The sequence below is a fragment of the Rhizobacter sp. genome (genome assembly GCF_035702065.1).
Classification (GTDB): Bacteria; Pseudomonadota; Gammaproteobacteria; order Burkholderiales; family Burkholderiaceae_C; genus Rhizobacter.
This window is the reverse complement of the sequence record NZ_DASSRA010000066.1, coordinates 1-17,509: the sequence shown is the minus strand read 5'-3', so window position 1 is coordinate 17,509 and position 17,509 is coordinate 1. Positions and strand designations below refer to the sequence as shown.

The window sequence follows — 17,509 nt, the reverse complement described above, 5'->3', positions numbered from 1 at the left end:
TGTCCAGCGCGAGATCGCCGCAACGCAGAACCGGCGAGGCCTGGCCGGCCGCACGGCGGATCAGGCCGCGCAGCCGCGCGAGCAGCTCTTCCATGTGGAAGGGCTTGGTGAGGTAGTCGTCGGCACCGGCGTCGATGCCGGCGACCTTCTCGCTCCAGTTGTCGCGCGCGGTGAGGATGAGCACCGGCATGGCCCGCCCCGCATCGCGCCAGCGCCTGAGCACCGTCAAGCCGTCGAGCTGCGGCAGGCCGAGGTCGAGCACGACGGCGTCGTAGGTCTCGGTGTCGCCCAGGAAGTGCGCGCCCCGGCCATCACCCGCTTCGTCGACCACGTAGCCGGCTTCTTCCAGGGCCGTGCGCAACTGGTCGCGCAGCGTGGGGTCGTCTTCGACGAGCAGGAGTTTCACGGCAGCAGGGTATCAGTGGTTCTCGGAGCGGCGCGGCCGTTCCTTGCTGCGCAGCACTTCGCCGGTGGCGGCGTCGAGCTCGAGCTTGATGAGCCGCCCGCCCGGCTGAAGCAGCTTGATCTCGTAGACCCAGCGGCCGTCTTCCTGTTCGAGTTCCACCTCCAGCACCTGGCCGGGGTGGCTGCGCTCCAGGCGCTCCAGCACGGTCTTGAGTGGCAGCACCTGGCCGGCTTCCACCGCCGCGCGCGCACGGTCCTGGTCATTGCCTGCGAACGCTGGCGCGAGGCCCAGCGCCAGTGCGGCGGCGAGCAGAAGCGGGGCGTGCAAGCGAGAGGCGTTCACGTGCCGATTCTCCCGGTGCGAGTCTGAACAACTGATGAACGCCAGCTTCAGTCGTTGTTCAAGCCCTGCTTCGCACACTGGCCCCATCACATGCCCTGGAGTCCGCCTTGAAGCCCCTCTCGTTCAGCCCCCTCGTCGTTCTGCTGGCCACCGTGGCCACGAGCCTGTGCCTGCCTGTGCGTGCGGCCGACACCACGATCGCCCAGCAGCTGGCGCAGTGGAATGCGCAAGCCGGCACGCCGGGCGACGCCTCCCGCGGGCAGGCGTTCTTCAACAACAAGCACGGCGGCGAATGGTCGTGCGCCTCCTGCCACGGCACGCCGCCCACGGGCGCAGGCAAGCACGCCAGCACCGGCAAGGCCATCGACCCGCTGGCGCCGGCCTTCAACCCCAAGGCCTTCACCGACTCGGCCCGGGTGGAGAAGTGGTTCCGCCGCAATTGCAAGGACGTGCTGGCCCGCGAATGCAGCCCGGCGGAGAAGGCCGATGTGCTGGCGTATCTCAACGGCCTCAAGTAGGCCACCTGATCTGGAGCCAAGCCCCATGAATGCACTTCTGTCCCGTGCCCTGCTGGCTGCCAGCCTCGGGCTCGTCACGCTGAACACGGCACTCGCCGACGGCGGCCGCGCGATGCCGCGCACTGTGCCACCCGCGTACCTGCAGGAATGCGCTTCCTGCCACCTGGCCTACCCGCCCGGCATGCTGCCGGCGCGCTCGTGGCAGCGCGTCATGAGCGGGCTGGATCGCCACTACGGAAGCGACGCCTCGCTCGACGCGGCCACGGCGCAGCAAATCGGCGCCTGGCTCCAGGCCTACGCCGGCACCTACAAGCGCGTGGCCGAAGAGCCGCCGCAGGACCGCATCACGCGCTCGGCCTGGTTCGAACGCAAGCACCGCAAGGTCGAGCCCGCGGTGTGGCAACTGCCGAGCGTGAAGAGCGCAGCCAACTGCGCCGCCTGCCACGCCGGTGCCGAGCAGGGCCGCTTCGACGACGACGACCTGCGCGTGCCGGCCGGTTTGTCGCTGCGCCAGCGATGGACCTGGCGCGATTGAGCCAGCCCCCTCTGAATCACCCAGGAGATCACGATGCATGCATCCCCCTCTGCCACCGCCGCTGCAGGCGGCAACACCGGAACGCGCCCGCCCAGCCGGCGCGTGGTCGACGCGCCGATGCGCATGTTCCATTGGCTGTTCGCCCTGAGCTTCGTGGGCGCCTACGTGACGGCCGAGAGCGAACACTGGCGCCTGCTGCACGTGACCCTGGGCTACGCGTTCGCCGGCCTGCTCGGCTTTCGTGTGCTGTACGGCTTGCTCGGGCCGCGCCAGGCCGGGCTCGGCTCGCTTTGGCGGCGGGTGGCCGGCTTGCCCGCGTGGCTGCGCGCACTGCGCACCACACGCCCGCTCGCGTCGGTCAACTGGCGGCAAGGCCAGAACCTGGGCATGGCGCTGGCCATCGTGGTGATGCTCGCGCTGGTGCTGCCGCTCGTGCTCAGCGGCTACGGCAGCTACAACGAATGGGGCGACTGGCTGGAAGATGTGCACGAGTTCTTCGGCAACACCTTCCTGACCGTGGTGCTCGCGCACCTGGCGTTCATCGCCGGCCTGAGCGTCGTGCGGCGGCAGAACCAGGCCTTGCCGATGCTCACCGGCCGCCAGCCGGGCCAGGGCCCGGACCTGGTGCAGCACAACCGCGTCTGGCTCGCGGGCTTGCTGTTGCTGGCCGTGGTGGCCTTCGGTGTCTGGCAGTGGCGCGATTCGCCGCGCGGCCTGGCTCCGGGCCGGCACTCCGAGAGCGCCAGTGCAGCGCAGCCCGCGGGCGCCACGCCCTCCCGCGAGCCGGCGGTTCAACGCCGCCGTTCCAGCACGCTCACGTAGCTCGCCACCTTCGCCCCCGCACGACGACCTGGCGCTCGACTTCAGCCGCGGCGGGCCGCCTCGATCTTGGCGATGTCGATCTTTCTCATGTCCATCATGGCCGTGAAGACGCGCTTGGCGACGGCACGGTCGGGGTCGGTGAAGCCCGCGGTGAGCGCGCGCGGCGTGATCTGCCACGACACGCCCCACTTGTCCTGGCACCAGCCGCAGGCGTTCTCTGCGCCCCCGTTGTTCACCACGGCGTTCCACAGCCGGTCGGTCTCGGCCTGGTCGTCGGTGGCCACCTGGAACGAGAACGCCTGGGTCTGCCTGAAAGCCGGGCCGCCGTTCAAGCCGATGCAGGGAATGCCCATCACGGTGAACTCGACCGTGAGCACGTCGCCCTCCTTGCCCGAGGGGAAGTCGGCCGGAGCGCGGTGCACGGCGCCGACGCTGCTGTCCGGGAAGGTCTTGGCATAGAACTGCGCCGCCTCCAGGGCGTCGCGGTCGTACCAGATGCAGATGGTGTTCTTCGGGACCATGCGCGTTCTCCAGCTCGTGGTGAAAGAGCCATCGTATCGAGTGCGTCTGGCGCGCCGCGCAGGCAAGGCCCGCTGCGGCGAAGGGTCAGCGCGTCCGCTCGACGGACGGGCTACACATCACCTTCGCCCGTGCGGCTTGCCTGGTAGCAAAGCCACCGCCCTTCACCGCGGGCCTTGAGCCCCGCACGCGCCGCTTCTTCGTCGAAGTGAGGCAGGTGCTCCCTGAACGCCTGAAGCAGTTGCTTTCGGTGCGGCCACTCGTCCATCACTTCGATGCGTGGCCCGTCATGGGATTGAAGCAGCCACTTCGACTCGATGTACGGCCCGTCGATGTCGGGAAAGAGCGCCTCTTCCCGCACGAACTCCAGTCTCGTCACCTCGTTCAGGCGAATGACGCTCTTCTGCCCGAACGCGAGGTACTCGATCGTGCCGCCCGAGATGTGAATGGATTCGTAGTTGACCGGCTGCGCGCGCACGCCCACGAAGTCCGCACAGAGAACAGCCGCGATGAAGCTCAGAAAGACGGCCCAGATGGCGACCGCCAGGTTCGGCCACGCCTGGCTGGCCATCAAGGTGGCCAGCGTGAGCACGCCGATGAGGAGCATCCTCCAGGGCTCGCGGATCTGGTGAAGGCGGGACAGCATGTGCGTGGCATGCGGGTTGATGGACGGGCCGCGCATCACGAGGCCAGCGGCACGACCGGAAGCCTCAGGTCCAGGGCCAGCGCCACCAGGCGCATGCCGGCCACGGTGACGGCTCCCGCCGCAAAGGCCCAAGACGTTCTCACCTTCATGGCGCGCAAGACCAGATAGACACCGATGCCCAGGATCGCAGCCGACGCGTAGATGTCTTCCCGGAGGATGAGCGGCACCTTGGCGGACAACACATCTCGAAGCACCCCGCCGCCCGAGCCGGTCAGGGTGCCCATCAGGATGACCACCAAAGGGCTGCACCCTTGCTTCTCGGCCACCTGGGCCCCGGACAGGGCGAAGACGGCCAGGCCCAGCGCATCTGCGACCAGCAGCGCCCCTCTCGGGATGGGCAGCACGTGAAACCAGGCCACGGTCGCGACCGTGGCCGCGATGATCGTGTAGAGCGGCCAGGCGTCCTTGATCCAGAACACGGGGCGCACTCCCAGCACCACGTCTCGGAGGGTGCCGCCGCCGATGGCCGTGATGGCGGCCAGCACCAGCACCCCCAGCAGATCCATCTTGCCCGCGATGCCCGCCAAGGCGCCACTGGCGGCGAAGACGGCCACGCCGAACAGGTCGAGTGCATAGAGCAGCGCAGCGCTGCTCGGCGTGCCCGGCAACGTGTCGATGGAAGGGGCCGGCGCCGGCTCTTGCACCGTCTTGTCACTCCTCATGCCTGCGCGCCTTTCTGAATGCCGTGGCCAAGCGTATCAGGGCAGGCCCTGACGGAACCCCGCCGTTTGCGCAGACGCCATCACCCATGCCGCCCGCGGCGGCCTAAAGTGTCACGCTCAAGGAGAACCCATGAGCACCCCCTCCTCCCAGCACCACCTCACCCCGGCCGACAGCGACCCGCAAGAAAGCGCCGAGTGGCGCGATGCCCTCGCCTCGGTGCTGCAGGCTGCTGGCCCGCAGCGTGTGCGCGAGCTGATGGACATGCTGGCCACGACCGCGCGCCACCCGGCCATCGGCTGGCAGCCGGCCTGGGGCACGCCCTACGTCAACACCATCACCGTCGAGCAGCAACCGCCCTTCCCCGGTGACCTCGCCATCGAAGAACGCCTCGCCTCGCTGATGCGCTGGAACGCGCTCGCGATGGTGGTGCGCGCCAACCAGGCCTATGGCGAGCTGGGCGGCCACATCGCCAGCTACGCGAGCGCGGCCGACCTGTTCGAGGTGGGCTTCAACCACTTCTTCCGTGCCGGGCAAGAGGCTGCGAAAGACGACCTCGTGTTCTACCAGCCGCATTCGGCACCCGGCGTGTACGCACGCGCCTTCCTCGAAGGACGGCTGAGCGCCAACGACCTCGCCCACTACCGGCAGGAGATCAGCGCGCCGGGGGCGCAGGCACGGGGCCTGTGCAGCTACCCGCACCCGTGGCTGATGCCCGACTTCTGGCAGTTCCCCACCGGCTCGATGGGCATCGGCCCCATCAGCTCGATCTACCAGGCGCGCTTCATGCGCTACCTGCAGCACCGCCAACTGCTCGACACGAGCGGGCGCAAGGTGTGGGGTGTGTTCGGCGACGGCGAGATGGACGAGCCGGAGAGCATGAGTGCGCTCACGCTCGCCTCGCGCGAGAAGCTCGACAACCTGATCTGGGTCGTCAACTGCAACCTGCAGCGCCTCGACGGGCCGGTGCGCGGCAACGGCCGCATCATCGACGAGCTGGAGAGCCTGTTCGCCGGCGCCGGCTGGCGCGTCATCAAGCTGGTGTGGGGCTCCGACTGGGACGGCCTCTTCGCCAGCGACCGCGAGGGTGCGCTCGCCAAGGCGTTCTCACAGACCGTCGACGGCCAGTTCCAGACCTTCGCCGCGAAAGACGGCCGCTACAACCGCGACAACTTCTTCGGCCAGAACCCGCAGCTCGCCGCCCTCGCGCAAGGCCTGACCGACGAGCAGATCGACCGCCTCAAGCGCGGTGGCCACGACCTCGTGAAGATCCACGCCGCCTACCACGCGGCGATGCACACCGTGGGCCAGCCCACCGTGATCCTGGCGCAGACCAAGAAGGGCTACGGCATGGGCGACGCCGGCCAGGGCCGCATGACCACGCACCAGCAGAAGAAGCTGGAGCGCGAAGACCTGATCGCCTTCCGCAACCGCTTCAACCTGCCGCTCAGCGACGAGCAGGCCGCCGCGCTGGCGTTCTTCAAGCCGAATGACGACAGCCCGGAGATGCAGTACCTGCACGCACGCCGCGCCGCGCTGGGCGGCTACATGCCGAGCCGCCGCACCCGTGCACCCAGCATCGAGGTGCCGGCGCTCGCCAGGTACGGCGACTTCGCCGTCAAGGCCGAAGGCAAGGAGATGAGCACGACCATGGCCTTCGTGCGCATGCTCACCAACCTGCTCAAGGACAAGCAGCTGGGCCCGCGCGTCGTGCCCATCGTGGCCGACGAGGCGCGCACCTTCGGCATGGCCAACCTCTTCAAGCAGGTGGGCATCTATTCGAGCGTGGGCCAGACCTACGAGCCCGAAGACATCGGCTCGGTGCTGAGCTACCGCGAGGCCATGGACGGGCAGATCCTGGAAGAAGGCATCAGCGAGGCCGGCGCCATCAGCAGCTGGACGGCCGCGGCCACCAGCTACTCGGTGCACGGCCAGGCCATGCTGCCCTTCTACATCTACTACTCCATGTTCGGCTTCCAGCGCGTGGGCGACCTGATCTGGGCCGCCGCCGACCAGCGCTCGCGCGGCTTCCTACTCGGCGCCACGGCGGGCCGCACCACGCTCGGCGGCGAAGGCCTGCAGCACCAGGACGGCAGCAGCCTCTTGCAGGCCGCGATGGTGCCCAACTGCCGCGCCTACGACCCCTGCTTCGCGGGCGAGTTCGCGGTGATCCTCGACCACGGCATGCGCGGCATGCTGGAGCGGCAGGAGGACGTGTTCTATTACGTCACCCTGATGAACGAGAACTACGCGCAGCCGTCTCTGCCCGAGGGTGTGGAGGCCGATGTCATCAAGGGCCTGTACCGCTTCGCGACGCACAGCGTGAAGAAGGCCAAGGGCAGCGTGCGCCTGATGGGCTCGGGCACCATCCTGCGCGAGGTGATCGCCGCGGCGGAGCTGCTGGCGAGCGACTGGAACATCGAGTCCGAGGTGTGGAGCGCCACCAGCTACAGCGAGCTGGCGCGCGACGCGGCCGAGGTGGAGCGCTTCAACCGCCTGCACCCGCAGGCTCCGCAACAGACGAGCCATGTGCGACGCTGCCTGGGCGGCGATGCGCCCATCGTGGCCGCGAGCGACTATGTGCGCGCCTGGCCGCAGCTGGTGGCCAGCCACCTGAGCGCGCCCTTCGTCGCGCTCGGCACCGACGGCTTCGGCCGCAGCGACACGCGCGCCGCGTTGCGCAGCTTCTTCGAAGTGGACCGGCACCAGATCGTGCTCGCGGCATTGACCGCCTTGCGCGGGCAGGGCCAGGTAGACGCCGCGACCTGTGCCCAGGCGATTGCGCGCTACGGCATCGATGCCGAGCAGCGCCCTTCCTGGACGCGCTGACGCCATCGGCTCGCACCGGCGGAAGAGATGTGAGGTGCTACCGCTTGCTCTCGTGCAAGGCCATGTCGAGCAGGTCGGCAATCGACTCGACGAGCTGATGCGCCTCGGCATCGGCGGCCTGCGTGCACACCGCGCCGAGGGCCGCGTGCAAGGGAAGGCGAGTGCCCGCTATGGTCTGCGCGGGGTCTTCCGTGACGAGACCGCGGGGCACGGGCGCCAGGGGGCGGCTGGTCAGGTCGACCATGGTGCCCAGCATGCGGGTCGCCTTGCCGCGATCGTCGCGCGCAACGACACGGCCGCGGGACAGCACCGTGCGGTAGCCCGAGCCATTGCTGCGCACCCGGAACCGCATCTCGTAGCTGGACGCCAGGCCGTCCAGGTGCGCACGCAAGGAGCTTTGCATGGGCGCCAGATCGCTGGGGTGCACCCGGCAGCGCCAGAAGCCGGTGTCGTCCGGTTCGTGGATGCGCGGGAAGCCGAAACGCGCCTTCCATTGCGGCGAGTAGTGAACCCGCTCGCGAACGGCGTCCAGATCCCAGACCCCGAAGGCGGCATTCTCAATGGCAGACAGCCAAAGTCTGCCTTTGACGGTTCGATCCGGCATCAGGGCGGTGGTCTTGCGGCGAAGTTCACGCTCGCATTGTCCCACCCGTCTTCGCCCGCCCCCTCGTGCCGCGCGTGGCGTATGTCGCACTCGGGGCGCACTCGGGCCGCACCCGGGCCGCACCAGGGCCGCACTTGGCGGGTTGTTTCAGTACATGCGCGTGGCCCCGCCGCCGTCGACGGCCAGGACGGCGCCGTTCACATAACTGGCGGCCTCCGAGCACAGCCAGACGATGGCATGGGCGGGCTCCTCCGCCCGGCCGAGCCGGTTCATCCCCGAGTGGCGGGCGGTCAGTGCGCGGTAGCGCTCGGCGGCGCCCGGTCGGTCGGGGTCCACCATCTCGGAGCGCGTGAAGCCCGGTGCGACGGCGTTGATGCGCAGGCCCATCTGGCCATAGTCGGACGCAGCCGACTGCGTGAGGCCGACCACGCCGAACTTGCTGGTCGAGTACGACGCGTGCCCGATGTCGCTCGGCTTGAGCCCGTAGATGGAGGCCACGTTGACGATCGCGCCGCCGCCCGCGGCCAGCAGGGCCGGGATCTCATGCTTCATGCACAGCCACACGCCCTTCAGGTTGGTGCCCATGACCTCGTCCCACTGCGCCTCGGTCACGTCGGCGATGGGCGTGAAGCGCGGGCCGGCGACGCCAGCGTTGTTGACGGCGCAGTCGAGGCGGCCGAAGCGATCGAGCGTGGCCGCGACCATGCGCTCGGCATCACTCGCGCGGCTCACGTCGGCCTGCACGAAGAGCGCCTCGCCACCCGCGGCCTCGATGCGGCGCACGACGCGTGCGCCCTGGTCGGCGCGACGTGCCACCACCACGACCTTGGCGCCCTCCTGCGCAAGGCGCCAGGCGGTGGCCTCGCCGAGGCCGGAGCTGGCGCCCGTGACGAGCGCGACCTTGCCGGCCAATGCCGTCATGCTGCCTCTCCTTCCACCGCGTCGGCCTTGGCCAGCTCCAGCCGGTACTGCTCCCAGCCGGAGGCGGGCACGGTTTCGCCGCTGCGATCCTGCAGGCGCTCCAGCTGCGCGCACAGCCGCTCGCCGGCGTGGGCGTCGCCGCCGACGTAGAGGCCGTTCGTCATCGTGATGTGCGCGCATTCGAAGCTGCCCGCGCCGGCGAGCAGGATCATGCGCGTGGGTGCGTCTTCGCAGACCAGCGGGATCAGCCCCGGGCTCACGCTCTCCGGCGTGAGGCGCGCGAGCGCCTCAGGCGGCAGCACGCCGGCGGTCATGGCCGTGGCGGCACTCGGTGCCAGGCAGTTGACGCGCACGTTGTGCTTCGCGCCTTCGAGCGCGAGCGTCTGCATCAGCCCGACCAGCGCCATCTTGGCGGCGCCGTAGTTGGCCTGGCCGAAGTTGCCGTACAGGCCGCTCGACGAGGTCGTCATCACGATGCGGCCATAGGCCTGTGCCTGCATCTGCGCCCACACCGCGCGGGTGCAGTGCACCGCGCCCATCACGTGCACCTCCAGCACGAGGCGGAAGTCGTCGAGCGACATCTTGGCGAAGGACTTGTCGCGCAGGATGCCGGCGTTGTTGACCAGGATGTCGATGCGCCCCCAGGCCGCGACGGTGCGGGCCGCCATCTCCTGCATGTCGTCGGCGCTGGTCACGTCACCCAGGTAGACCAAGGCCTCGCCACCGCGGCTGCGGATCTCGTCGGCCACGCGGTGGGCCGCCGCGCCGGCGTCGCGGCCGGCCAGGTCGTTCACCACCACGCGCGCGCCGTGGCGCGCCAGTTCCAGCGCGTGCGTGCGGCCCAGGCCGCCGCCGGCGCCGGTCACGATGGCCACCCGGCCGCTCAATCGCTTCGTCATCGTCTTCCTTCCATGTTGTTCAGAAACCCACCGCGTCACGGCCCTTCAAGGCCAGCATCTCGCGCGCCTCATCGGGTGTCGCGACCTCCAGCGACAGCTCCTCCAGGATGCGGCGGATCTTGCGCACCTGCTCGGCGCACGAGCGCGCGAGCTGCCCGCGGCCCAGGTAGAGGCTGTCTTCGAGGCCGACCCGCACATTGCCGCCCATCACCGCCGCCATCGTGAGCAGCGGCATCTGGTGGCGCCCGGCGCCGAGCACCGAGAAGCGGTAGCCGTCGCGGCCGAACAGGCGGTCGGCGGTGCTGCGCATCGTGACCAGGTTCTCCGGGTCGGGCCCGAGGCCACCGAGGATGCCGAAGATGCTCTGGATGAAGAGCGGCCCGCGCACCAGCCCCTCGTCGACGAAGTGCGCCAGGTTGTAGAGGTGGCCGACGTCGTAGCACTCGAACTCGAAGCGCGTGCCGCACTCGTCGCCGAGCACGCGCAGGATGTGCTTGATGTCGCGGAAGGTGTTGCGGAAGATCAGGTCTTCCATGCCTTCGACGTAGGGCTGCTCCCAGGCGTGCTGCCACTCGGCGATCTTGCGCGCCACCGGGTGGATGGAGAAGTTCATCGAGCCCATGTTGAGCGAGCACATCTCGGGCCGCGCGCGCAGCGGGTAGGCGAGCCGCTCGTCGAGCGTCATGCGCGTGCTGCCGCCGGTGGTGATGTTGATCACGGCGTCGGTGGCGGCCTTGATGCGCGGCACGAACTGATCGAACACGGCCGGGTCGGGCGTGGGCCGGCCGTCGTGCGGGTCGCGGGCATGCAGGTGCAGGATGGCGGCGCCGGCCTGCGCCGCCTCGATCGCCTGCTCGGCGATCTGATCGGGCGTCAGCGGCAGGTAGGGCGACATCGTCGGCGTGTGCACCGAGCCGGTGACGGCGCAGCTGATGATGACCTTGTCGGGCATGAGAGGGTTCCTGTTCGTGGGGGATCAAACGGCCAGCCACTGCTGCAGCAGGGCGTCGTCGGCCTCCAGTTGCTGCGGGCTGCCTTCGAAGACGATGCGGCCGTGCCCCATCACGCACACGCGCGACGAAACCTTGAGCGCGATGGCGAGCTTCTGCTCCACCAGCAGCACCGAGACGCCGCGGCGCTGCATGTCGCGGATGCACTCGCCGACCTGCGCCACGATCTTGGGCGCCAGCCCCTCGGTGGGCTCGTCGATCAGGATGGCCAGCGGGTTGCCCAGCAGCGAGCGGCAGATGGTCAGCATCTGCTGCTCGCCGCCCGAGAGGCTGCCGGCCTTGGTGCGACGGCGCTCCTTCAGGCGCGGGAAGTAGTCGAACATCTGCTCGATGCTCCAGCGCTGCGCACCCTCGACCGGCGGCTGCTCGCCCATGCGCAGGTTCTCGTCCACCGTGAGGTTGGCAAAGACCTCGCGCTCCTCGGGCACGTAGGCCAGGCCGGCGCGGCAGATGGTGTTGGGCTTGGCGCCGGCGAGCGCGCGCGCGCCGAGCTGCACGCGGCCCGCGCTCGGCGGCACGAGGCCCATCATGGCCTTGAGCGTGGTCGAGCGGCCCGAGCCGTTGCGGCCGAGCAGGCTCACCACCTCGCCGCGCCGCACCTCGAGCGTCACGCCACGCAGCACGTGGCTCTTGCCGTAGTGGGCGTGCAGGTCGTCGACGCGCAGCAGCACCTCGTTGTCTGCGCTCATGCCGCCACCTCCTCGCCCAGGTAGGCCTCGCGCACGCCGGCATGGGCGCGGATCTCGTCCGGCGTACCGGTGGCGATGAGCTCGCCGTACACCAGCACGCTGACGCGCTCGCCGAGGTCGAAGACGACGCTCATGTCGTGCTCGACGATCAGCAGCGCCCTCCCCGCCGTGGTCTCGCGGATGAGTTCCGCGGTGTAGGCCGTCTCCTCGCTCGACATGCCGGCCATGGGCTCGTCGAGCAGCACCACCTGCGGGTCGCAGGCGAGCGTCATCGCGAGTTCGAGCGAGCGCTGCGCCGAGTAGGTCATCTCGCCGGCCAGTGCCGTGGCATGCGCCTGCAGGCGCACGCGTTCGAGCAGGCGCTCGGTGTCTTCGCGCACCGCCGTCGCGCGATCGAGCACGCGCCAGAAGGCGTACTGCAGGTGATGGCGGCGCAGCACCGCGAGGCGGATGTTCTCGAACACGGTGAGCTTGGGGAAGATGTTGGTGATCTGGAACGAGCGCGCGAGCCCCGCCCGGGCGATGCGCTGCGGCGACCAGCCGTCGATGCGCTGGCCGGCGAAGACGATCTCGCCGGCGCTCGGCGCGGTGTTGCCCGAGATCAGGTGGAAGAGCGTGGACTTGCCGGCCCCGTTCGGGCCGATCAGCGCGTGGCGTTCGCCGGCACGCAGGTCGAGGTCGACGCCGCGGATGATCTCGCTTGCGCCATACGACTTGCGCAGCCCGCGCAGGCTCAAGACGACGTCGCTCATGACAGCGCCTCCTGGCCGTCGATCGCGGCCGCGGCCTCCGGCTGCTGCACGGGAGGCGAGACCAGGGCACGGCGCGCCGCCCAGCCCAGCAGGCTGGCCACGGCCAGCAGCCCGGCGGGCACAAGCCAGGTCGCGACCGACACGGGCGACCAGCTGCGGCCGAAGAGCGGGATCGGCGGCCAGCCGCCGCCCATCGCCGCGAGCGAGCGGTAGTCGTGCGAGCACAGGCGCTGCAGCAGCTCGACGACGAAGACGATGCCGGCCGCCGCGCACAACGTCGCGGCCACAGCCAGCGCCGACACCGCCACGGCAACACGCCAGCCGCGCCTCGACGCCAGCCGCGCCGCCGCGCTGAAGAGACCGGTCAGCCCGGTCGGCAAGAACATCATCACCAGCACGAAGAGCATGCCCTGGTAGAGCAGCCAGGAGCGCGTCGCGTCCGAGACCGCGTAGCCGAAGAAGGTCATCAGCGCCGCGCCCAGCGCCGGGCCGAGGAAGCTGCCGACGCCGCCGATGTAGCTGTTGAGCACCACCGCCGCCGAGACGCTGGCGTCGAAGACCACATAGTTGGCCGCCTCGTTGTTGATCGCCTGCAGGGCGCCGGCGACGCCGGCGAACATCGACGAGACCGCAAAGGCCGACAGGCCCACGCCGTGGGCGTCGTAGCCAAGGAACTTCAACCGGTGCGCGTTCTCGCGCAGCGCGAGCGTGAGCCGCCCGAGCGGCGTTCGCCCATGGAAGTGCAGCAGCGCGAGCGACAGCAGCACCCAGGCGAGCGTGAGGTAGTAGACCTCGGCCGTCGAGCCGAAGCTGAAGCCCCAGGCCGGCATGCGCATCGCCGAGATGCCCGACTCGCCACCGAACCAGCCCTTGAGCTGCGGCGCCAGCGAATGCAGCAGCTCGGCCACGGCCAGCGTGATCATCGCGAAGGTGGTGCCGCTGCGCTTGGTCGCGAACCAGCCGGCCACCAGACCCACGAGCAAGCCCGCGAAGGCGCCCACCAGCGGCAGCAGCGGCGTCGACAGCAGCCCCGCGCCACCCAGGGCGTTCATCGCATGCACGGTGGCGAAGGTGCCCACGCCAAAGTAGGCGGCATGCCCGAAGGAGAGCAGGCCCGCGCGCCCCGCGAGCAGGCTGTAGGCGCAGGCGAACAGCGCCGCGATCAGCATCTGGATCGAGGCATTCAGCAGCCCGGCGCTCAGCAGCGCCGGCAACGCGGCCAGCAGCGCCACGCCGGCACCGAGCGGCAGGAGCGTCCACGGCAAGCTCATGCCTCCTCCCCCATCAGGCCGCGCGGACGCACCAGCAGCACGAGCAGCATCAGCGCGAACGGCAGGGTGGCCGCCAGGCTCGACACCTTCAGCGTCAGCAAGCCGCCGAGGCCTTCGGCCCAGGCGCGGGCGCCGACCACGGCCAGCAGATCGGCGACGCTGCGGTCCACACCCACCGCCAGCGAGGTGATGACGCCGATCAGCAGCGAGGCCAGCATCGCGCCGCCGAGCGAGCCGAGCCCGCCGACGACGACGATCACGAACACCATCACGCCGACCTCGAGCGCCATGTTCGGGTTGGTGGTGTAGAACGCGCCGGCGACGGCACCGGCCAACCCGGCGAGTGCCGCACCCACGCCGAACACGCCCATGAAGACGAGCTGCACGTTGTGGCCGAGCGCCTCGGCCATGCGCGGCCGGTAGATGGCCGCACGCACCACGATGCCGATGCGCGTGCGCGTCAGCAGCGCCCACAGTGCGGCGAACATCGCGATCGCCACGCCACCCATCAGCAGCCGGTACACCGGGTACTGCTGGCTGCCGAGGGAGAAAGCCGCCACGTCGAGCGAAGACGGCACCCGGTAGTCGACCGGCTGGTTGCCGAACAGCAGCTTGATCGTCTCCGCGATGATGAACGACAGCCCGAAGGTGAGAAGCAGTTCATGCGCGTGGCCGTGGTGGTGCACGCGACGCAGGAACCAGCGCTCCACCGCCACGCCCACTGCGCCGGCCAGCAGCGCCGCAAGCACGACCGCCGCGCCGAAGCCGACCAGGCCCTGCAGCGTGTACGCGAAGTAGGCGCCGAGCATGTAGAACGACGCATGCGCGAAGTTCAGCACGCCCATCATGCCGAACACGAGCGTCAGCCCGGCCGACACCATGAACAGCAGCAGGCCGTGGATGACGCCGTTGAGCAGCGCAAAAACAATCGTGTCCATCAGGCGAATGTGTCCATCAGTCGGGCCGCTGCATCTTGCAGCTCGCCTGCACCGGCGCAGCCGCTTCCTCGGCCGTGAACACCTTCACCGGCTTGAAGCCCATGTCGGTCTCGTCGGCCTTGTACTTCGCGTCCTTGGCCACCATCGAGACGACCATCGGCATCAGCACCTGGTGGTCGGCGGCGCGCATGCTCACCTCGCCCATGGGCGTGCGGATGCGCGTGCCTTCGAGCACCTTGGCGAAGGCGTTGACGTTGAGGGCGTCGCCCTGCGGCCGGGTACCCTTGAGCGCCTCGGCCACCATCGCGAGGCCGAAGGCTGCCTGGGGCTCGACGAAGGTCGGCACGTGCCCGGTCTTGGCCTTGAAGTCCTCGACGAAGCGCGTGCTCTCGGCACCGCCCGCCTCGGGGTTGAAGGCATGGGCGATGAAGTGGCCGAGCGCGGTGTCGCCGGCGTTGGCCACGTTGCCCGGCTGGTCGAGGAAGACCGTGCCGAAGCGCACCTTCAGGCCGGCCGCCTTCGAGGCCTTCATCAGCAGCAGCAGGTCGTTCGACCAGTTGCCGGTGATCACGGTCTCGGCGCCGCTGGCCACGATCTTGGAGACGTAGGGTGCGAAATCCTGGATCTTGTTGGTGTCGTGCAGGGTCTTCTCGACCACCTGGTAGCCGCCGGCCGCCGCGTTGTCGACGATGGCCCGCTCCATGTCCTGGCCCCAGGAGTAGTTCTGGTTGATCGCGTAGACCTTGCTGCCCAGCGTGCCGGCCTGCTTCATGCCGGCGACGAGGGCCTTGGTGCGCACCTGCGCGTTGCCGGTGAAGCGGAAGTGATGGAAGTTGCACTTCTCGCCCGTCAGCTCCATGGCTTCGGCGCCGACGTTGACGTAGACGACCTCCTTGCCCGGGTTGCGCAGGTTGTGCTTGCGCACGTCTTCGGTGATCTGGCCGCCGATGGCCGACGAGGCGCCCTGCACGACGATCTGCACGCCGTCGGCGATGGCCGCCTTCAGCTTGTCGGACGCGCCCGCCGGGCCACCCTGGTTGTCGTACTCGATCAGCTGCACGGGCTGGCCGTTCCAGCCGCCGGCGGCGTTCATCTTGTCGATGGCATAGCGCACGCCGGCGCGGAACGACTGACCGGTCGAGGCCTGCGGGCCCGACAGGGTTTCGAGCAAGCCAATCTTCACCGGGGCGGCCTGGGCCAGCCCGGTGAGGCCCAGGGTCACCATCATGGGCAGCGCGCGGCGCGCGGCAGTGCACAGGGATTCACGCATGGTTCTGTCTCCTTCGGGGTTGTGGATCGAGCCCGCAGGCAGCGAGCTCAGAGCGAGGTCAGAGGTATTCGAGGTTCCCGTCCACGCTGATGGCCTGGCCGGTCAGGTTGCGTGCGGCGGGCGAACAGAGGAACAGCGCCAGCGCCGCCACGTCGTCGGTCGTCACCATGCGGCGCAGCGAGATCTTGTTGAGGTACTGCTCGCGCATGGCATCGACGCTCACGCCGGTGGCTGCCGCCCGCGAGGCGATCACCGCGCGCATGCGATCGCCCTCCACCGTGCCGGGCAGGATCGCGTTGACGCGGATGCCCTGCGGGCCGAGTTCGATGGCGAGCGACTTGGTCATGCCCACGATGGCCCACTTGCTCGACGCATAGGGCGTGCGGAAGGCGTAGCCGAGCCGCCCCGCCACCGAACCCATCGCGATCAGGTTGGGCCCGACCGTGGAGCGCTTGAGCAAGGGCACAGCGCGCCGGGCAAAGTAGTACTGGCTGTTCAGGTTGACGGCGATGGTGCGCTCCCACTCGCCGGCATCGATGCCCTCGATCGGGCCGGTGGGCCCGGCGATGCCGGCGTTGTTGACGAGAACGTCGAGCCCGCCGAGCGCGCCGCGCACGTCGTCGAACACCCCATCGACATCGGCCGCGACGGACGCGTCGGCCATGCTGCCGGTGATGCCCGGCGCTGCGGACACGAGCCGATCCAGCGCCGCACGATCGATGTCGCACACGTGCACCTGCGAGCCGGCATCGTGGAAGGCGCGGGCGATGGCCGCGCCGATCCCGCTCGCCCCCGCCGTGACGAGGACGCGCAGGCCGGTGCAGGGACGCAGTGATTCGACGATCGACATGGAACAGTTCCTCGGGGCTCAGGGCTGCACGGAGATGGCCTTGGCCGTGGGCGTCGCGTCGAAGTGCAACGACGCCGGCCAGACCGGCCAGGTGACGCCGAGCGCGGCGTTGTTCGGGTCGCCGTTGCGCGCGAAGGCGCCGATGCTGCGCATCATGGTGTCCGACAGCGCGAGGCGGCCGGCGCGGTTGGCCGTGGTGTACGAGATGCGCGCGTACAGCGAGGGCCCGAAGTTGCCGAACACAAACGGCAGGTCGAACGCATGCGCCGCGCCGTAGATGTCGTTGAACGGCGCCGGCAGTTCGTCCCAGTCGAAGCGGTAGTGCCAGATGTTGCTCTGCTGCGTCTGCAGGGCCGCAGCCATGCTGTCGCGGCTGTTCAGGAAGAAGATGCGGTTGAGCTGCTCGGTGCGGTCGTTCCAGCCCGTGGTGGGCGTGGTCACCGGCAGGTAGGAGGCCGGCAGCCACTGCGCGAGCGTGGTCTGCGGTGCCGCGTCGGGCTGGTAGCCGTAGGCGATCGAGAACACCGTGGCGTCGTTGATCAGGCGCCCCACCGCACCGCCCACCAGCGGCAGCAGGGTCGGGAACAGCTTGCCTTCGTCGCGCGTGTTGCCGAGCAGGATCGGGCCCTTGACGTACTGGCCGGCACGGATGGCGGCAATCGGGTTCAACGGGACGACGTTGCCGTCGCCGATCGGGCCGGAGCCGCCGGCGCCGATGGGTGCGAGCTGCGTCACCACCGTCTGCCAGATCGTGTCGGCGCTCTTGGCGCGCACGTAGGTGGCGATCTCGGCCGGCGTCTTGGAGGCGATGTAGGCCGAGGCGGCCGTGAGGTCTGCCGCCAGCCCGTCGGCGATCACGAGCCGGGCCAGGAAGTAGTCGGCCTGGCCGCGGAAGTCGGACGGGGCGGCCATGGTCGCGATGCTGCCGGCCGGCAGCTCGCTGGCCGGCGAGAGCCCGCCGCTGATCG

General features: G+C 69.6%; 20 protein-coding genes. 4 read left to right on the top strand and 16 right to left on the bottom strand.

Annotated features, from left to right (window positions below; genetic code table 11):
- Both VFL64_RS03195 and VFL64_RS03190 read right to left on the bottom strand, forming a co-directional pair.
- A partial coding sequence (locus tag VFL64_RS03195) for a response regulator transcription factor (RefSeq protein WP_489538938.1) occupies positions 1–406 on the bottom strand: 406 nt, incomplete at its 3' end.
- 12 nt (positions 407–418) lie between these two features.
- A complete protein-coding gene (locus VFL64_RS03190; protein WP_489538937.1) occupies positions 419–748 on the bottom strand; it encodes a PepSY domain-containing protein in 330 nt (109 codons plus the stop codon).
- Positions 749–855: 107 nt separating this feature from the next.
- On the opposite strand from VFL64_RS03190, the gene VFL64_RS03185 reads away from it, so the two are divergent.
- The 3 genes from VFL64_RS03185 to VFL64_RS03175 are packed head-to-tail and all read left to right on the top strand — an operon-like array spanning position 856 to position 2,623.
- Positions 856–1,266 (top strand): DUF1924 domain-containing protein, encoded by a 411-nt coding sequence (locus VFL64_RS03185; protein ID WP_489538936.1) that lies wholly within the window; start codon positions 856–858, stop codon positions 1,264–1,266.
- Positions 1,267–1,291: 25 nt separating this feature from the next.
- Positions 1,292–1,801, top strand: coding sequence for a diheme cytochrome c (locus tag VFL64_RS03180; protein ID WP_489538935.1), 510 nt, complete (start codon positions 1,292–1,294; stop codon positions 1,799–1,801).
- A gap of 33 nt (positions 1,802–1,834) precedes the next feature.
- Positions 1,835–2,623 carry a cytochrome b/b6 domain-containing protein gene (locus VFL64_RS03175; protein WP_489538934.1) on the top strand — a complete coding sequence of 263 codons (789 nt, stop codon included), beginning with the start codon at positions 1,835–1,837 and terminating at the stop codon, positions 2,621–2,623.
- A 41-nt stretch (positions 2,624–2,664) separates the two neighbouring features.
- On the opposite strand, the gene VFL64_RS03170 is transcribed toward VFL64_RS03175, so the two are convergent.
- The 3 genes from VFL64_RS03170 to VFL64_RS03160 all read right to left on the bottom strand — a co-directional run bounded on the left by VFL64_RS03170 (position 2,665) and on the right by VFL64_RS03160 (position 4,510).
- On the bottom strand, positions 2,665–3,144 hold the full coding sequence (locus VFL64_RS03170; RefSeq protein WP_489538933.1) for a VOC family protein: 480 nt from the start codon (positions 3,142–3,144) through the stop codon (positions 2,665–2,667).
- Between the two features lie 110 nt (positions 3,145–3,254).
- Entirely contained in the window at positions 3,255–3,734 is a 480-nt protein-coding gene (locus tag VFL64_RS03165; RefSeq protein ID WP_489538932.1) for a hypothetical protein, read from the bottom strand.
- Positions 3,735–3,823: 89 nt separating this feature from the next.
- Positions 3,824–4,510 (bottom strand): trimeric intracellular cation channel family protein, encoded by a 687-nt coding sequence (locus VFL64_RS03160; RefSeq protein WP_489538931.1) that lies wholly within the window; start codon positions 4,508–4,510, stop codon positions 3,824–3,826.
- Between the two features lie 130 nt (positions 4,511–4,640).
- Between VFL64_RS03160 and mdeB the strand changes: the two genes are divergently transcribed.
- A complete protein-coding gene (gene mdeB / locus VFL64_RS03155; protein ID WP_489538930.1) occupies positions 4,641–7,337 on the top strand; it encodes an alpha-ketoglutarate dehydrogenase in 2,697 nt (898 codons plus the stop codon).
- 37 nt (positions 7,338–7,374) lie between these two features.
- Here mdeB and VFL64_RS03150 read toward each other — a convergent pair whose 3' ends face one another.
- The 11 genes from VFL64_RS03150 to VFL64_RS03100 all read right to left on the bottom strand — a co-directional run.
- A complete protein-coding gene (locus VFL64_RS03150) occupies positions 7,375–7,941 on the bottom strand; it encodes a PAS domain-containing protein (protein ID WP_489538929.1) in 567 nt (188 codons plus the stop codon).
- Positions 7,942–8,088: 147 nt separating this feature from the next.
- Positions 8,089–8,862, bottom strand: coding sequence for an SDR family NAD(P)-dependent oxidoreductase (locus VFL64_RS03145; protein ID WP_489538928.1), 774 nt, complete (start codon positions 8,860–8,862; stop codon positions 8,089–8,091).
- Positions 8,859–9,761, bottom strand: a complete 903-nt coding sequence (locus VFL64_RS03140; protein WP_489538927.1) for an SDR family NAD(P)-dependent oxidoreductase — start codon at positions 9,759–9,761, stop codon at positions 8,859–8,861. The genes VFL64_RS03145 and VFL64_RS03140 overlap by 4 nt, the downstream gene beginning before the upstream one ends.
- A 19-nt stretch (positions 9,762–9,780) precedes the next feature.
- A complete protein-coding gene (gene kce, locus VFL64_RS03135) occupies positions 9,781–10,713 on the bottom strand; it encodes a 3,5-dioxohexanoate:acetyl-CoA acetone transferase (RefSeq protein WP_489538926.1) in 933 nt (310 codons plus the stop codon).
- Positions 10,714–10,737: 24 nt separating this feature from the next.
- Positions 10,738–11,460, bottom strand: a complete 723-nt coding sequence (locus VFL64_RS03130; protein WP_489538925.1) for an ABC transporter ATP-binding protein — start codon at positions 11,458–11,460, stop codon at positions 10,738–10,740.
- The gene (locus tag VFL64_RS03125) at positions 11,457–12,212 is read right to left on the bottom strand and encodes an ABC transporter ATP-binding protein (RefSeq protein ID WP_489538924.1); all 756 of its coding nucleotides are present in this window, start codon (positions 12,210–12,212) and stop codon (positions 11,457–11,459) included. Before VFL64_RS03125 ends, VFL64_RS03130 begins: the two co-directional genes overlap by 4 nt.
- A complete protein-coding gene (locus VFL64_RS03120) occupies positions 12,209–13,477 on the bottom strand; it encodes a branched-chain amino acid ABC transporter permease (RefSeq protein WP_489538923.1) in 1,269 nt (422 codons plus the stop codon). Before VFL64_RS03120 ends, VFL64_RS03125 begins: the two co-directional genes overlap by 4 nt.
- A gap of 2 nt (positions 13,478–13,479) precedes the next feature.
- Positions 13,480–14,421: a branched-chain amino acid ABC transporter permease gene (locus VFL64_RS03115; protein ID WP_489538922.1), complete on the bottom strand. Its 942-nt coding sequence runs from the start codon at positions 14,419–14,421 to the stop codon at positions 13,480–13,482.
- 16 nt (positions 14,422–14,437) lie between these two features.
- On the bottom strand, positions 14,438–15,649 hold the full coding sequence (locus tag VFL64_RS03110; protein WP_489538939.1) for a branched-chain amino acid ABC transporter substrate-binding protein: 1,212 nt from the start codon (positions 15,647–15,649) through the stop codon (positions 14,438–14,440).
- A gap of 100 nt (positions 15,650–15,749) precedes the next feature.
- Positions 15,750–16,541, bottom strand: coding sequence for an SDR family oxidoreductase (locus tag VFL64_RS03105; RefSeq protein WP_489538921.1), 792 nt, complete (start codon positions 16,539–16,541; stop codon positions 15,750–15,752).
- An 18-nt stretch (positions 16,542–16,559) separates the two neighbouring features.
- On the bottom strand, positions 16,560–17,509 hold a 950-nt coding region (locus tag VFL64_RS03100; RefSeq protein WP_489538920.1), incomplete at its 5' end, for a carboxylesterase family protein.

Excerpts from the sequence above, each read along its gene's own strand:
- VFL64_RS03180 (WP_489538935.1), top strand. The coding sequence starts at position 1,292 with ATGAATGCACTTCTGTCCCGTGCCCTGCTGGCTGCCAGCCTCGGGCTC.
- kce (WP_489538926.1), bottom strand. The coding sequence starts at position 10,713 with ATGCCCGACAAGGTCATCATCAGCTGCGCCGTCACCGGCTCGGTGCAC.
- VFL64_RS03125 (WP_489538924.1), bottom strand. The coding sequence starts at position 12,212 with ATGAGCGACGTCGTCTTGAGCCTGCGCGGGCTGCGCAAGTCGTATGGC.
- VFL64_RS03115 (WP_489538922.1), bottom strand. The coding sequence starts at position 14,421 with ATGGACACGATTGTTTTTGCGCTGCTCAACGGCGTCATCCACGGCCTG.
- VFL64_RS03105 (WP_489538921.1), bottom strand. The coding sequence starts at position 16,541 with ATGTCGATCGTCGAATCACTGCGTCCCTGCACCGGCCTGCGCGTCCTC.
- VFL64_RS03140 (WP_489538927.1), bottom strand. The coding sequence starts at position 9,761 with ATGACGAAGCGATTGAGCGGCCGGGTGGCCATCGTGACCGGCGCCGGC.
- VFL64_RS03110 (WP_489538939.1), bottom strand. The coding sequence starts at position 15,649 with ATGATGGTGACCCTGGGCCTCACCGGGCTGGCCCAGGCCGCCCCGGTG.
- VFL64_RS03145 (WP_489538928.1), bottom strand. The coding sequence starts at position 8,862 with ATGACGGCATTGGCCGGCAAGGTCGCGCTCGTCACGGGCGCCAGCTCC.
- VFL64_RS03160 (WP_489538931.1), bottom strand. The coding sequence starts at position 4,510 with ATGAGGAGTGACAAGACGGTGCAAGAGCCGGCGCCGGCCCCTTCCATC.
- VFL64_RS03130 (WP_489538925.1), bottom strand. The coding sequence starts at position 11,460 with ATGAGCGCAGACAACGAGGTGCTGCTGCGCGTCGACGACCTGCACGCC.
- VFL64_RS03150 (WP_489538929.1), bottom strand. The coding sequence starts at position 7,941 with ATGCCGGATCGAACCGTCAAAGGCAGACTTTGGCTGTCTGCCATTGAG.
- VFL64_RS03175 (WP_489538934.1), top strand. The coding sequence starts at position 1,835 with ATGCATGCATCCCCCTCTGCCACCGCCGCTGCAGGCGGCAACACCGGA.
- VFL64_RS03170 (WP_489538933.1), bottom strand. The coding sequence starts at position 3,144 with ATGGTCCCGAAGAACACCATCTGCATCTGGTACGACCGCGACGCCCTG.
- mdeB (WP_489538930.1), top strand. The coding sequence starts at position 4,641 with ATGAGCACCCCCTCCTCCCAGCACCACCTCACCCCGGCCGACAGCGAC.